13 protein-coding genes are annotated in these 13528 nt (G+C 66.2%); 7 read left to right on the forward strand and 6 right to left on the reverse strand.

Annotated elements, in window-relative coordinates:
- Positions 1-424 precede the first annotated feature (424 nt).
- On the forward strand, positions 425-2005 hold the full coding sequence (locus JNG39_RS10940) for a Gfo/Idh/MocA family protein (protein WP_368311410.1): 1581 nt from the start codon (positions 425-427) through the stop codon (positions 2003-2005).
- A 32-nt stretch (positions 2006-2037) separates the two neighbouring features.
- Entirely contained in the window at positions 2038-2379 is a 342-nt protein-coding gene (locus JNG39_RS10945) for a YciI family protein (protein ID WP_368311411.1), read from the forward strand.
- Here JNG39_RS10945 and JNG39_RS10950 read toward each other — a convergent pair.
- Both JNG39_RS10950 and JNG39_RS10955 read right to left on the reverse strand, forming a co-directional pair.
- Positions 2347-2655, reverse strand: coding sequence for a hypothetical protein (locus JNG39_RS10950; protein ID WP_368311412.1), 309 nt, complete (start codon positions 2653-2655; stop codon positions 2347-2349). The two genes, JNG39_RS10945 and JNG39_RS10950, sit on opposite strands and share 33 nt — an antisense overlap.
- Before the next feature lie 130 nt (positions 2656-2785).
- On the reverse strand, positions 2786-3268 hold the full coding sequence (locus tag JNG39_RS10955) for a hypothetical protein (protein ID WP_368311413.1): 483 nt from the start codon (positions 3266-3268) through the stop codon (positions 2786-2788).
- 60 nt (positions 3269-3328) lie between these two features.
- Between JNG39_RS10955 and JNG39_RS10960 the strand changes: the two genes are divergently transcribed.
- Entirely contained in the window at positions 3329-3562 is a 234-nt protein-coding gene (locus JNG39_RS10960; protein WP_368311922.1) for a DUF3820 family protein, read from the forward strand.
- A 68-nt stretch (positions 3563-3630) separates the two neighbouring features.
- Positions 3631-5469 (forward strand): cation:proton antiporter, encoded by a 1839-nt coding sequence (locus JNG39_RS10965; protein WP_368311414.1) that lies wholly within the window; start codon positions 3631-3633, stop codon positions 5467-5469.
- Here JNG39_RS10965 and JNG39_RS10970 read toward each other — a convergent pair.
- From JNG39_RS10970 to JNG39_RS10985, 4 genes are all read right to left on the reverse strand, one after another.
- Complete coding sequence (locus JNG39_RS10970; protein ID WP_368311415.1) at positions 5450-5962, reverse strand: cytochrome P460 family protein; 513 nt, start codon at positions 5960-5962, stop codon at positions 5450-5452. The genes JNG39_RS10965 and JNG39_RS10970 overlap by 20 nt on opposite strands.
- A 22-nt stretch (positions 5963-5984) precedes the next feature.
- Positions 5985-7007 (reverse strand): alpha/beta fold hydrolase, encoded by a 1023-nt coding sequence (locus JNG39_RS10975; protein ID WP_368311416.1) that lies wholly within the window; start codon positions 7005-7007, stop codon positions 5985-5987.
- A gap of 178 nt (positions 7008-7185) precedes the next feature.
- A complete protein-coding gene (locus JNG39_RS10980) occupies positions 7186-8631 on the reverse strand; it encodes a diguanylate cyclase (protein WP_368311417.1) in 1446 nt (481 codons plus the stop codon).
- A gap of 265 nt (positions 8632-8896) precedes the next feature.
- Complete coding sequence (locus JNG39_RS10985) at positions 8897-9907, reverse strand: LacI family DNA-binding transcriptional regulator (protein ID WP_368311418.1); 1011 nt, start codon at positions 9905-9907, stop codon at positions 8897-8899.
- A 330-nt stretch (positions 9908-10237) separates the two neighbouring features.
- Between JNG39_RS10985 and JNG39_RS10990 the strand changes: the two genes are divergently transcribed.
- From JNG39_RS10990 to JNG39_RS11000, 3 genes are read left to right on the forward strand one after another with little or no spacing between them, the layout of a single operon-like run.
- The gene (locus JNG39_RS10990; protein WP_368311419.1) at positions 10238-11431 is read left to right on the forward strand and encodes a Gfo/Idh/MocA family protein; all 1194 of its coding nucleotides are present in this window, start codon (positions 10238-10240) and stop codon (positions 11429-11431) included.
- A complete protein-coding gene (locus JNG39_RS10995; RefSeq protein WP_368311420.1) occupies positions 11428-12633 on the forward strand; it encodes an MFS transporter in 1206 nt (401 codons plus the stop codon). Before JNG39_RS10990 ends, JNG39_RS10995 begins: the two co-directional genes overlap by 4 nt.
- 17 nt (positions 12634-12650) lie before the next feature.
- Complete coding sequence (locus JNG39_RS11000; protein ID WP_368311421.1) at positions 12651-13523, forward strand: sugar phosphate isomerase/epimerase family protein; 873 nt, start codon at positions 12651-12653, stop codon at positions 13521-13523.
- Positions 13524-13528: the final 5 nt, after the last annotated feature.

Raw genomic sequence — 13528 nt, forward strand, 5'->3', positions numbered from 1 at the left:
CATGTTCACGTGCGGGCGCTGCCGCAAAGTGTCTCCGCACAACCGAGGCACGATCGACGCGTGGCGCGCCGGCAAGACACGTTTCTTCTGCGGCACGTGCCATCGCGCATGGCTCGCTACCCAACCGCGCCGCCTTCCCGATAGGAGCATGCCTGGAGGGCGAGCGGGCGGATGCCTGGGCGTGGTTCTGTTTTTCCTGGTGCTACCTGCCAGCGCGGCCATCGCCTGGGTGATGCGGTGAGGCGTATTTCCCCGTGATTGCGGTGCAACGTCACGCATTTTTCGGTGCCAGTCGGCGGTTCCCTCGATGATTACTGGCATCTGAACGCAATCTGCGTTAAGAAATCGATCTTCCTTGATGGATCCGGATGCCTTCCGGACCGCTTTCCATCCCACCGATTTCCCAACGGAGATTGCAGCGCCCATGACGGATGAATCGAACGTCGAGAACGAGCAGCAAGGCCAACGCCCTGGGGACACCACCGCAAACGCACACGCCGACGTGAACGTGTCACGCCGAAGCTTTCTTACCGGCACGGCACTCGCTGCCACCGGCTTGATGATCGTGCCCCGCCATGTCCTGGGCGGTCCCCTTCACACGGCGCCCAGCGATCGATTGAACATCGCCGGCATCGGCGTCGGCGGCATGGGCAAGAACAATATCCGCGCACTCGCCGGTGAGAACATCGTCGCCTTGTGCGACGTGGACTGGAACTACACGGACAAGTCGTTCCGCGACATGTTCGGCGAGGTGGGCGACATGCAGGCCCGCCTCGCCAAGGCCGAAACGCCGGCGAAACGCCTGAAGCTGCAAGACGAGATCGAGCACACGAAGCTGCTTTCGCAGAAGTACGGCTCCATCAAGCGCTACACCGATTTCCGCCGGATGTTCGACCAGCAGAAGGACATCGACGCGGTGGTGATCGCCACTCCGGATCACCTGCATGCGACGCTCGCCAGCACGGCGATGAGTCTTGGCAAGCACGTGTACGTGCAGAAACCGCTGACGTGGTCGATCCACGAAGCCCGCGAGCTGGCCCGCAAGGCGAAGGACAACCCGAAGCTCGTCACGCAGATGGGCAACCAGGGGCATTCGTCCGACGACGCCCGCCTGATCAACGAATACATCGCCGCCGATGCGATCGGCACCGTGCGCGAGGTGCATGCGTGGACGAACCGTCCGCTGGCCTACTGGCCGCAAGGCATTCCACGCCCGATACCCAGGCCGCAGCCGGACGCCTCGAAGTGGGACATGGATGCGGTGACCGACCGGCTCGCCAACGCCATGGCCGGCAACTACCCGCTGCCGCAGGGACTCGCCTGGGACCTCTTCCTCGGCCCCGGCCCCGTCGTCGATTACCACCCCGTGTATCACCCGTTCAACTGGCGCGGCTGGGTGGACTGGGGCGTGGGTGCCATCGGCGACATGGGCGCGCACCTGATCGATTCGCCGTTCTGGTCGCTGGACCTGGGTTTCCCGACCGCCGTGGAAACCGTCTCGACGCCGTTCGACAACGCGTCGTATCCCATGGCGACGATGACGTATTACGACTTCCCGGCCCGCGGCGACAGGCCGCCGGTGCGACTCACCTGGTACGACGGCGCCTTGCTCCCGCCGGGCCTGGAAGCGCTGGGTGCCGGGCAGATGAGGGACGGCGGCGTGCTCTACGTCGGCGACAAGGGCAAGCTGGTGCACGAGACCTACGGCGACAACCCGCGCCTCCTGCCGCAGTCGCTGCACGACTCGGTGGGTACGCCCCCGCAGAAGTACGCACGCATCAAGACCTCACACGAGATGAACTGGGTGGACGCCTGCAAGGGCAAGACGCAGGCGTCGTCGCCGTTCTCGTATGCCGCGCAGCTGACCGAAGTCATGCTCCTGGGCGTCGTCTCGTTGCGCGCGGGCGGGCGCATCGAATACGACGCGCAGAACATGCGCATCACCAACCGGCCGGAAGCCAACCAGTTCCTCAGCCGCGAGTATCGCCAGGGCTGGACGCTGTAGCCGCCGACGTTCCACATGGCAGAGAAGACGACATGGCCAAGTACCTGATCTCCTTCCCCAGTGCCGCGATGGTCGTGCCCGACGGCGAGCTGGGAGCCGTGGGACGGGATGCACACGCCGTGATCGAAGAGGCGAAAGCCGCCGGCGTCTACGTATTCGCCGGCGGCATCGATGAAAGCGTGCCGCCCGTTCTCGTCGCCGGGGACGGCGCGGTAGCCGGCGGAGGCTATCCGTGGGCGCCCCCGCTGGATGGAGGCTTTGCGGTGCTCGAGCTGGCGTCGCGCGAAGAAGCCGTAGCCTGGGCTGCGCGCATCGCAAAGGCTTGCCGATGCGCGCAGGAGCTACGGATGTTCATGTTCGACCCGCAGATGTAGGGCGATATGGGCCGTAAAGTCACGGTAACCCATCGTGCGGGCTGGAACCCTCCGCCCATCGATTTGGATGCTTTCGAGGGCGTCGGCCATGGCTTGTCGTACAAAGGAGTGCATTGGCTTAGCCTGGCAGACCACGTCCCACGCCGGCATCACTCCCGCATTCAGGTAGCCGAACTCGACATCGGTCGTACAGGGATTGTCGTCGAACATCACGCCGTGGGTCGTGGCGTTGTCGACCAGCACCATGCGTGCCGGGAAACCGCCGAGCGACTCCATCAAGCGCCTCCCGATCACGTCACGCTGGTGCTCAGCTATGCCGGGGTAACCGAAGCGAACCTCAGGCGAGCCGGTGAAAGGATCGCCGAGGCTTATCTCGCGACGGAAGCGATATACGCCGCCTCGCGACCTAGCGAACCCGCGTGAAGTAGTTCGTCCGCATGACGGGAACATCTTTATCGCCAGGATAGACGGCCGTTTCGACGAGGCCACGGCCGTCGGGCGTCACGGCATAGATTCGCGTCGAAACGAGGATTCCCTCCTTCTGCAAGGCCATGACCACGACGCCGGGCGTGGGCCGCTTGACGGAGACGTGATCCGCTTCCGGGCTGTTCTCGACGATCGCCGGACGTCCGTCGAGCGCCACCGTCGCGACCGAATGGACCTCCGAACCCGGCGCATACACGATGTCGACGTGCACCGACAGCTTGCCTGCACCCGCGTCCGCGAACGCGAACCGGACGCTCTTCGGGCGCTGATCCGGCGGCATGGGCATGCGGGAGGTATCCAGCGCCCAGTCGCCCAGCAACGGCTGCGCCGGCGCTGCCGCTAGAATGGGCGGCGAAGCCAGCACGACGAACGCCAGGGCAAGGGCTTTCGGCAGGCATGTCATAACCGTTCCTTCCGTGAAGGGAGTCCGGAGGATACCTGGATCGAACCCATGGAGCCGCCATTGAACGCCGAAGACCTCCAGCACCTGGTGACGGTCACCATGCCCTACGGGAAATACCAGGGCCGGCTCATCGCCGACCTGCCGGGCGCGTACCTTGCCTGGTACGCCCGCAAGGGCTTCCCGCCCGGCCAGTTGGGCACGCTGCTGGCACTGGCCCTGGAGCTCGACCACAACGGCCTGAAGGGTCTTCTCGATCCGCTGCGCAAGGGACGGCATCCCAACCGTTTCACATAGCCCTTCGTAGGCTGCGCCGCGACGGCCGCGCTCGGCGCGAACTCTACCCTCCTCAGCCCAGGGCCCCCATGGCGATCGAACTCGGAATGCTGCTGACCCTGATGCTCGTCATCGGGTTCTTCTGCCAGTGGCTGGCCTGGCGGGTGCGCCTGCCGGCCATCCTGTTCCTGCTCCTGGCCGGCATCGTGGCCGGACCGGTCACCGGGTTGCTGCGGCCCGACAAGGTGATGGGCGACCTGCTCTTTCCGGTCGTGTCCCTGGCGGTGGCCGTGATCCTTTTCGAAGGCAGTCTCACGCTGCGCGTGCACGAACTGAAGGGCATCGGCCATGCCGTGCGGGGGCTGGTCACCTATGGCGCCTTGTTGGCGCTGGCCCTGCTGGCCGGCGCGGCCCATTACATCGGCGGGCTTGGGTGGGATCTGTCGTTCCTGTTCGGGGCGCTCACCTGCGTTACCGGCCCCACGGTGATCGCGCCGATGCTACGCACCGTCCGGCCCAACGCGCGCATCGCGAGCGTGTTGCGCTGGGAAGGCATCGTCATCGATCCGATCGGTGCCTTGTTCGCGGTGCTGGTCTACGAGGCGATCGCCTCGCACCGCGAGGGGCACTCGGTGCAGGTGTTCCTCGGCACGGTGGCCTGCGGCGCGGTGGTGGGCGCACTGGCCGCATTCATCCACGGCAATCTCCTGCGGCGGCACTGGATACCGGAGTACCTCCAGAACTTCGGCACGCTGGCCGCCGTGCTGATGACCTTCAGCGTGTCGAACGCGGCGGCCCACGAGTCGGGCCTGCTCGCCGTGACCATCATGGGCATCGCACTGGGCAACATGCGCGACGTGCACATCGACGACATCATGGATTTCAAGGAGCATCTCACGACCCTCCTCGTGTCGTCGCTCTTCATCCTGCTCGCCGCGCGCCTCGACTGGCCGCTCCCCGATGGCTCGCTCTACGCGGGGCTGGCCATCTTCGCCGTGGCGCAATGCGTGATCAGGCCCCTCTCCGTCTTCGTGTCCAGCCTCGGCAGCGGACTGACCTGGCGGGAGCGCGCGCTCGTGGGATGGGTCGCGCCGCGCGGCATCGTGGCCGCCTCGGTCTCCGCGTTGTTCGCGATCCGTCTCGAGCACACCGGCATGGCCGGGGCGGACAAGCTCGTGCCGCTGGTCTTTCTCATGATCATCGGCACCGTGGTCTTCCAGAGCGCCACCGCGCGACCGCTCGCGCGCTGGCTTCGCGTCGCCGAGCCCGAACCGCGCGGTGTCCTGCTCTACGGCGCCAACGCCGTCGCGCTGGAAGTGGCGCGCGCACTGAACGCCATCGAAGGGTTGCGCGTGATCGTCGCGGACGACGACTGGCACGGCATCCGCACGGCGCGCATGGAAGGCGTGCCCACGTTCTTCGGCAATCCCGCTTCGCAGGCGGCCGACCGCCACCTCGACCTGGCCGGTATCGGCCACCTGCTGGCCATGTCCACGCACCGCGAACTGAATTCGCTGGTCAGCGTCCACTACCGGGAAGAGTTCGGACGCGACAAGGTGTTCCGCCTGCGCAACCTGTCGCCCGAGGAAAGCCACCAGCGCGCCTCGCTGGCGGGCAGTCTCCTCGCGCCCGCCCTGTTCTCCGACGACATGACCCACGCACGGTTCGACGACCTGCTGCGCGAGGGCTGGCGAATCAAGACCACCCGCCTGAGCGAGGCGTTCGACGCATCAAGCTTCATGGCCCAATATGGGGCGGACACTCTGCTGCTGTTCGGGATCGGAACGCGAGGGGAACTGCGTGTCGCCACGGAGCGACATCCCCTCGAACCGAAGCCTGGCTGGACCGTCATCGCACTGGTTCCTCCCGCAGCCATGGGCCCCATCGAAGGCTCACGCCCGAACCCGATCACTTCGCGTACCGGGTGAACACGAAATCGCGGTCGCTGACGCGTGCGGCGTGGCAGGCGTGGCACGTGCGGTGCTGCGCTTCGTCCACCGGCTTGCCGTCGACGAAGCGCCCGTAGCCCCAGCCGCCGGTGCTGGCGTATTTACGGGAATCCTTGACCATCACCTGCACGGTGGTCGCCGCGCCCGGGATGGACGCCGGCGCGAAATCCGGCGACGGCTCGTGCTTCCAGGCCAGCTTCACCAGCACGGTGCCGTCGGGAAACGGCCGGATGTTCTCGCGGTACGCGCGCATGGCCGTCGGGTTGCCGACGACCACGCGCAACTCGTTCAAAGGCGCCGCTTCCTGGGCGGGGGCGATGAACGGCCAATCGCGGTAGCCCTCGGGAAGCTGCACGCCGTAGATGGGGGATGCCGGTCCATGGTCGCCCTCCCTGGCATGGACGGTGGCGGCGATGCCCAGCGCCACGGCGGCGACGGTCGCGAGCGATGCGATGACGTAGACGATCTTCATGGCGCGTTCCCTCCGGCTGGCGTTACAGGTGCGTGGCGTCGATCACGGCCTGGGTGAACTCGGCCGGGTCTTCCTGCGGCGCGTCGTGGCCGATGCCGCCGGTGAAGGTGCGGTGCTCGTACTTGCCCACGAACTTCTTCGCATAGTCCTCCGGTTTCGGGTGCGGCGCACCGTTGGCGTCGCCCTCGATGGTGATCGTGGGTACCGTGATCACCGGCGCCTGCGCGAGGCGTTGTTCCAGCGCGGCGTACTTGGGCTCGCCTTCGGCCAGGCCCAGGCGCCAGCGGTAGTTGTGGATCGTGATCGCGACGTGGTCCGGGTTATCCAGGTTCGCCGCGCTGCGATCGAACGTGGCGTCGTCGAACTTCCACTGCGGGGAGGCGAGCTTCCAGATCTGCTTGGCGAAATCGTGGGTGTACCGGGCGTAGCCGTCCCGGCCGCGCGCCGTGGCGAAGTAGTACTGGTACCACCACTGCAGCTCGGCCGACGGCGGCAGCGGCTGGCGGCCGGATTCCTGGCTGCCGATGAGGTAGCCGCTGACGGAGACCAGGGCTTTCACGCGCTCGGGCCACAAGGCGGCGACGATGTCCGCGGAACGCGCGCCCCAGTCGAACCCCGCCAAAGTCGCCTTCTTGATCTTCAGGGCGTCCATCAGCGCGACCACGTCCGATGCCAGGGCGGCCGGTTCGGCGTTGCGCGGCGTCTTGTCGGAGAGGAAACGCGTATTGCCGTAGCCGCGCAGGTTCGGAACGATCACGCGATAGCCCTTGGCGGCCAGCTTCGGCGCTACCTCGGCGTAGCTGTTGATGTCGTAGGGCCAGCCGTGCAGCAGGATGACGACCTCGCCGTCGGCCGGACCGATGTCGGCGTAGCCGACGTTCAGGTCGCCGGCGTGGACGTGCTTGTTCGCGACCAGTTCGGGCGAGGTGCCGGCCGGCGCGGCCGATGCGGCACCGCTCAGCAGCATGCCCGCGGCGAACAGCCATGCGCTCGAACGGAGGGTGCGGCGAACGGCGGAGGGGAGCGAAACGGTGTTGGCGGACATGGCGGATCCTCGAAAGCGGCGGGAGGGGACGATGCGCGGTGCGCCTCGTTGGGTTACATCCTCGTCCCGCCCGGTATCGGCGTCGTGTCGCGCCGCCCCCGGTTTTGTCTCCGAATGTAGGCCTCGATCGTCCTGATACATTCGGATACAGAGCGGGCCGCCTCCCCGGCCGGCCGGCCTAAGGCAACGGGGCGACGGGCCGCCCGGCATCTGCCCTGCAGCCATTCCGGCCCTCGGCCTTGGCTCGATACAGCGCCACGTCGGCCCGTCTCATCAGGTCCTCCCCGTCGAGTTCATCGGTGGTGGCGATACCGATGCTCACCGTCACTCGTTGGTCGATCCCCAGTTCGAACGTGAGCGCCGCGTCATACACCGATCGATTCATGCGCCGCGCGACGACCTGCGCCCCGTCGTCCGCCGTATGGGGCAGAAGCACCACGAACTCTTCTCCACCGTATCGAGCGATGAAGTCCGCCGGGCGGCGCAACGATCCCGCCAGAAGCCTGGCCACCGCCGCCAAGGCCTCGTCGCCATCCAGGTGACCACGACTGTCGTTGAAGCGCTTGAACAGGTCGACGTCGATCATGAGCGCACTGACCGGCTTACCATCCCGCACGGACTCACGAAGCCGCTCTCCCAAGGCAAGCTCGAACGCGCGACGGTTCGGGATGCCCGTCAACACGTCGAGAAGGGACATGCGTTCCACGGTGGCGAGCGCCTTGACGAGACGGTCGCGCGTCGCCGCAAGCCAGAACTGGGTTTGCACCACGCGGATCACGTACATCAGCATGGCCAGTGCCAGCACGAGCTGTCCCGCCAGGCTCTTCGATCCACGAATGCCGACGCTGAACGCGAATATCGCGGCCAGGAGGACACCCGGTGCGAAGCCGGCGGCCAGGTGACGCATCCCGAGGCGCCGGGCCGGGTCGAATGCGGCGGGCCGCCGATGTCCATGAAGAAGACAGATCAGGCTACTGAAGCTCAAGACCGGGAGCGTATCCATGACGGCGGCAATGGCTCGGGATGCCTCGCCGGGATCGACATGGTTGTGCAAGGCGGCGGTCAACGCGTAGATACCGAGGAACACCGTCACCACCTTGAAGGACCGGTATTCCCGCTCGTCCGTTGCCGCAAGCGTCCGAACGAGAAAGACCAGGAACAGGATCGCGTTCTCCGCATCGAACGCGAGGGCTACCCAGGGTTCGTAGGCGCTCATCAGGAAGCCGTGCTCATCCTTGAGATCGCGCACGCCCAGGTAACAAAGGATGGCGAGCAGCGCCAGCAATACGACATCCACCAGGCGGCGTGACGCCGTCGTGGGTTCGTCCGGGGTGACGACCGCGGCATAAAGCAACGGGAGGCCATAGCTCACGAAATAGACGTACGTCGAGATAAGGTTCCTCTCGGTGTCCGAATTCGCGATCGCATTCCCCATGCCGACCACCCACAAGCCAAGTCCCAGCGCGAGGCAGATGATCGGGCGCCGCTCGAAGAACGGCGTGCGCGAGTAGCCCAGGGCTGTCACGGCCGCCGCGAGCGCGGCGAAAAGCATGAGGTAGTAGGAAAGCTCGGGCATCTCGCTTCCGGCGAGCCGGGGCAAGCCGAACTGAACGACGGCAGGCACGAGCAGGAGCGCTCCGTAGCCCAGGTAGCGACCCGCCCTCGAACCGGATCCCATAGACGCCCCCATCGATCGATCGCCCGAAGGCATCCTGCCACGGGTGACCGCGAATGGCCCCATCAGGACGCCAGACACGGTCGCACGCCGATGGCTGGCATGCCGCCCGAGGAACCCCTGGAAAAAAATCTGCCGGAATCGCTTACCGCGGCCTATCTACGCCCCGACCTGCATCGTCGTCACGGGATCGGGTCGTCCCCCATGGCCCGCATCAACCCGCGGGTCCCTGCGTTCCACCGCGAGGCCCGGTGGAACCACGCACCACCAGATCGGCCGAGAGCACTCGCTTGCGCGGCGGCACCTCGGGATCGTTGAGCAGTTCGATCAGCATGGTCATCGCCTCGCGACCCAGCGCATTCTTCGGCTGGGCGACCGTGGTCAACGACGGCGACGTATAGCGCGAGAAGCGAATGTCGTCGAAACCGACGACGGACACGTCTTCCGGCACACGCAGACCGCGCGAGATCAGGGCGCGCATCGCGCCGATCGCCATCTCGTCGTTGGAGCAGAACACCGCGCTGAAGGCATGGCCCTGCGACAGGAACAGCTCGATGGCGCGCTCCCCCGCCTCGATCGAGAAGTCGCCGACGGCGGTCAGCGTCTCGTTGAAAACGATGCCCGCCCGCTCCAGGGCCTGGTGGTACCCCTCTTCGCGGTCGACGCAGATCGGGCTCGACGAGGGGCCCGCGATGAAGGCGATCTCGCGATGCCCCAACGTCACGAGGTAGTCGACGGCGGCGCGTGCCGCGGCGACGTTGTCGATGTAGACGCTGGAGATCTCGCTGTCCCTGACGTACTCGCAGGCGTTGACCAGCGGCAGGCGCCCACCCACGGGAATCGACGGAATGCGATGGAACATGGTGATGATGCCGTCGGCCTGGCGCGCGGCCACCATCTCGGCGTAGGCCTGTTCGCGCACCAGGTTGCTCTGCGTCTCGCCCAGCAGCACCGAGTAGCCCGTCTCGTAGGCCACCTGCTCGATACCGCGGATCACCTCGGAGAAGAACGGGTTGGAGATGTCGGGCACCAGCGCGACGATGAGCCGCGTGCGCGCCGTGCGCAGGTTGCGGGCGAGCGCGTTCGGCGTATACCCCAGCCGCTTGACCACCTCGTGGATGCGCAGGCGGGTTTCTTCGCTGACGATCTCCGGCCGCTGCAACGCCCGCGATACCGTGGCTACCGACACGTTGGCGATGGCGGCGATCTCCTTGACCGTACGCACGCGCACGGGCTGCGGTGCAGCATGAGCCGACGCCCCCTTCCCCTTACGCTTGCCCTCGTCTGAACTCACGCGTCCCGGCCCCTTTTTGTGCAGCGCAATGTAATGGATTACATGAAATCGTTGCATAGGCGTTTATCCATCTGCTACATATCTTGGCATGTTCGGGCCGCGCTGAGACGTTGCGGCCCATGGGGCGACACCTTTCCACACAGATCACACGACACACCGCCGATGCCCTGAAAATGTAATCGAATACATTCGGGGGCGGAGGTACATCGGGGGAAAAATGGCAGGCCAGTCGATCGCGACAAGCGCCAGGACGGCAAACCGATGAAACAACTCGGCATGGGGCTGATCGGCCCCGGCTTCATCGCCGCGCATCACCTCGATGCCGTGCGCCGCCTGGGCAACGTCCAGATCGTCGGCATCGCCGGCTCCAGCCTCGAATCGGCACGAAAACGGGCGCGCGAGCTGGGCGTGGGACAGGCCTACGGGCGATACGAGGACTTGCTGGCCGACCCGGCCGTGCAGGTGATCCACAACACCACGCCCAACCACCTGCATCGCGAGGTGTCGCTGGCGGCGCTGCGCGCCGGCAAGCACGTGATTTCCGACAAGCCGCTCGCCGGCAGCATGCAGGAAGCACGCGAGCTGTACGAGGCGGCACGCGCGTCCGGCCTCGCCCACGTCGTCACCTTCAACTATCGCGGCTACCCGCTGGTGCAGCAGGCGCGGTCGATGATCGCCAAGGGCAAGGTCGGTCCGGCGGTGTTCGTGCACGGTGCCTACCTGCAGGATTGGCTGACCGACGAGCGCACCTACTCATGGCGGCTCGATCCGAAGCTCGGCGGCGCCAGTTCCGCGCTCGGTGACATCGGCTCGCATTGGTGCGACCTGGCCGAGCACGTGACCGGCGCGCGCATCAGCGCCGTGCTCGCCGACCTGCACACCGTCGTGCCCGTGCGCGAAGTACCCGCCGCATCGGCCAAGGCCTTCGCGGGCGCGACGAAGAAACCCGCGCAAAAGCGCAAGATCACCAGCGAAGACCTCGCCACCGTGCTGCTGCGTTTCGACAACGGCGCGCGCGGCTGCGTCACCGTCGGCCAGGTGCTTCCCGGCCACAAGAACGACCTGCGTCTGGAAGTGAACGGCCGTGAAGCCTCGCTGGCCTGGCGGCAGGAACAACCCAACGAACTGTGGATCGGCCACCACGCGAAGCCCAACACGGTGCTCACGCGCGACCCGTCCCTGCTCGATCCCGCCGCGCGCGGTTACGCGCATCTGCCCGCGGGCCATCCGGAAGCCTGGGCGGATGCCTTCCGCAACGTGATCGCCGATGCCTACGCGTGGATCCGTCGCGGTGCCACGTCCGATACGAAACCCCTCGCCCTGCCTACCTTCGCCGACGGCTACCGCAACAGCCTGGTGGTCGATGCGATGCTCCGAAGCCATGCTTCCGGCGGTGTCTGGCAGGCGGTCGAAGACCCTCTCGAAACCCCACGTACAACGAGGAAACGCGGATGAAGTGGCGCCTTAGAGTGATGATGCTGTTCGAATTCGCGATCTGGGGCGCGTGGTACGTCACGGTCGGTACGTGGCTGGGCAAGACGCTGCATTTCACCGGTACGGAAATCGGCGCCGTCGCGGGCACGACCGCCATCGGCGCCATCATCTCGCCGTTGTTCGTCGGCCTGCTCGCCGATCGACTCTTCGATACGCGCCGCGTGCTCACCCTGCTCCACCTGCTCGGTGCGGTGCTGCTGGTGGTCGCCGCGCAGCAGACCTCGTTCGCGATGGTCTACGCCCCCCTGCTGGCCTACAGCCTCTGCTACATGCCGACGCTGGCGCTGACCGCCTCGCTCGCCATGCGGCACATCAAGGATCCGCAGGAGGAATTCGGTGCGATCCGCGTGTTCGGCAGCATCGGCTGGATCCTGGTGGGACTGGCCGTGGGTGCGTGGGGCGTGGAAGCCACGGCCTCTCCGCTGCTCCTGGCCGCCGGCCTCTCCGTCGTGATGGCGGTCTACTGCTTCACCCTGCCGCCGACGCCGCCGCTCGCGCGCCATACGCGCTTCGAGATGCGCCATGCGCTGCCGCTGGAATCGTTGCACCTGCTCCGCGAGCGCTCGATGGCGGTGTTCGCGCTGGCGTCGTTCCTGATCTGCATTCCCCTGCAGTTCTATTATGCCTTCACCAACCTCTTCCTCAACGAAGCGGGCGTGGTCAACGCCGCCGGCAAGATGACCGGCGGGCAGATGTCCGAACTGTTCTGCATGCTGCTCATCCCGTGGTTCTTCCGCCGCCTGGGCGTGAAGTGGATGCTCGCCGTGGGCATGCTGGCCTGGGTGGTCCGCTACGTGCTGTTCGCCTACGGCGACGCCGGCAGCATGATGTGGATGTTCTGGCTCGGCATCGTGCTCCACGGCATCTGCTTCGACTTCTTCTTCGTCGTCGGCCAGATCTACATCGATCGCGAGGCGCCACCCGCGTTGCGCGCGGCCACGCAGGGCCTCATCACCTTCCTGACGTATGGCCTGGGCATGTTCGTCGGCTCGTGGTTGTCCGGCGTGGTGGTGCAGACCTATACCCGGGGCGACGCGGCGCACGACTGGACCTCGATCTGGCTGATCGCCGGCGCCTTTGCCGCCTTCGTTTTCGTCTTGTTCGTCGTGATGTTCAAGGATCGCAAGGTGGCGGCGCCCGCGCCCGCGACCCAAGCCCATTGATTGGAGGAGCACGTTTCATGTTGACTCGCAGGCAATTCCTGGCGCGATCCGCGCTGTGCGGCACGGCGCTGGGGCTCGGCCTCGGCGCGCCCGGACGACTTCTCGCCGCCGCTTCCAAGGGCAAGACCATGGGCATCCAGCTCTACATGGTGCTCGATGCTTACCAGAAAGACCCCGTGGGTACCCTCAAGACGCTGAAGTCGATCGGCTACTCGGAGATCGAGGCGATCATCACCAGCACCGCCCAGACCCTGCGCGACCAGCTCAAGGAAGCCGGGCTGGCCTGCCCCAGCCTGCACTGCGACAGCCTGGGCTTCGACAAGAGCGTCGACGCGGCGCACGTGCTCGGTTGCCAATACATCGTCAGCAGCATGCTGCCCTCGATGATGCAGAAGGAAAAGGGCGGTGGCGATCCGACCTACACGCTCGACGACGCCAAGCGCACCGCCGAATACGCCAACCGGCTCGGCGAGAAGGCCAAGGCGGCCGGGCTGCAGTACGCGTATCACAACCACCATGCCGAGTTCACCGACGTGGGCGGCGGCAAGGTGTATTACGACGTGCTGCTCGCGGAAACCGACCATGCCCTCGTCAAGTTCGAACTCGACTGCGGCTGGGTGCACGCGGGCGGCAAGAATCCCGCCGACTACTTCAAGGCCAACCCCGGTCGCATCCCGTTGATGCACGCAAAGGATTTCCTGCCCGGCAACGCCAAGGATTACCCGGGTGCGGAACTGGGCCGCGGCACGCTCGACTACAAGCCGATCATGGCGGCGGCCGACGCCGCCGGCCTGAAGCATTGCTTCGTCGAACAGGAAGGCCCGTTCGCCCGCATGAGCTCGCTCGACGCCGCGCGTGTCGACTTCGATTACCTGCGCCCGCTGCGCTGAGGAAC

The organism is Luteibacter sp. CQ10, from assembly GCF_040900725.1.
Classification (GTDB): Bacteria; Pseudomonadota; Gammaproteobacteria; order Xanthomonadales; family Rhodanobacteraceae; genus Luteibacter.

What these genes read in the sequence shown, in the direction of transcription:
- JNG39_RS11000 (WP_368311421.1), top strand. Translation starts at nt 12,651, where the DNA reads ATGTTGACTCGCAGGCAATTCCTGGCGCGATCCGCGCTGTGCGGCACG.
- JNG39_RS10990 (WP_368311419.1), top strand. Translation starts at nt 10,238, where the DNA reads ATGAAACAACTCGGCATGGGGCTGATCGGCCCCGGCTTCATCGCCGCG.
- JNG39_RS10945 (WP_368311411.1), top strand. Translation starts at nt 2,038, where the DNA reads ATGGCCAAGTACCTGATCTCCTTCCCCAGTGCCGCGATGGTCGTGCCC.
- JNG39_RS10950 (WP_368311412.1), bottom strand. Translation starts at nt 2,655, where the DNA reads ATGGAGTCGCTCGGCGGTTTCCCGGCACGCATGGTGCTGGTCGACAAC.
- JNG39_RS10940 (WP_368311410.1), top strand. Translation starts at nt 425, where the DNA reads ATGACGGATGAATCGAACGTCGAGAACGAGCAGCAAGGCCAACGCCCT.
- JNG39_RS10955 (WP_368311413.1), bottom strand. Translation starts at nt 3,268, where the DNA reads ATGACATGCCTGCCGAAAGCCCTTGCCCTGGCGTTCGTCGTGCTGGCT.
- JNG39_RS10995 (WP_368311420.1), top strand. Translation starts at nt 11,428, where the DNA reads ATGAAGTGGCGCCTTAGAGTGATGATGCTGTTCGAATTCGCGATCTGG.
- JNG39_RS10970 (WP_368311415.1), bottom strand. Translation starts at nt 5,962, where the DNA reads ATGAAGATCGTCTACGTCATCGCATCGCTCGCGACCGTCGCCGCCGTG.
- JNG39_RS10975 (WP_368311416.1), bottom strand. Translation starts at nt 7,007, where the DNA reads ATGTCCGCCAACACCGTTTCGCTCCCCTCCGCCGTTCGCCGCACCCTC.
- JNG39_RS10965 (WP_368311414.1), top strand. Translation starts at nt 3,631, where the DNA reads ATGGCGATCGAACTCGGAATGCTGCTGACCCTGATGCTCGTCATCGGG.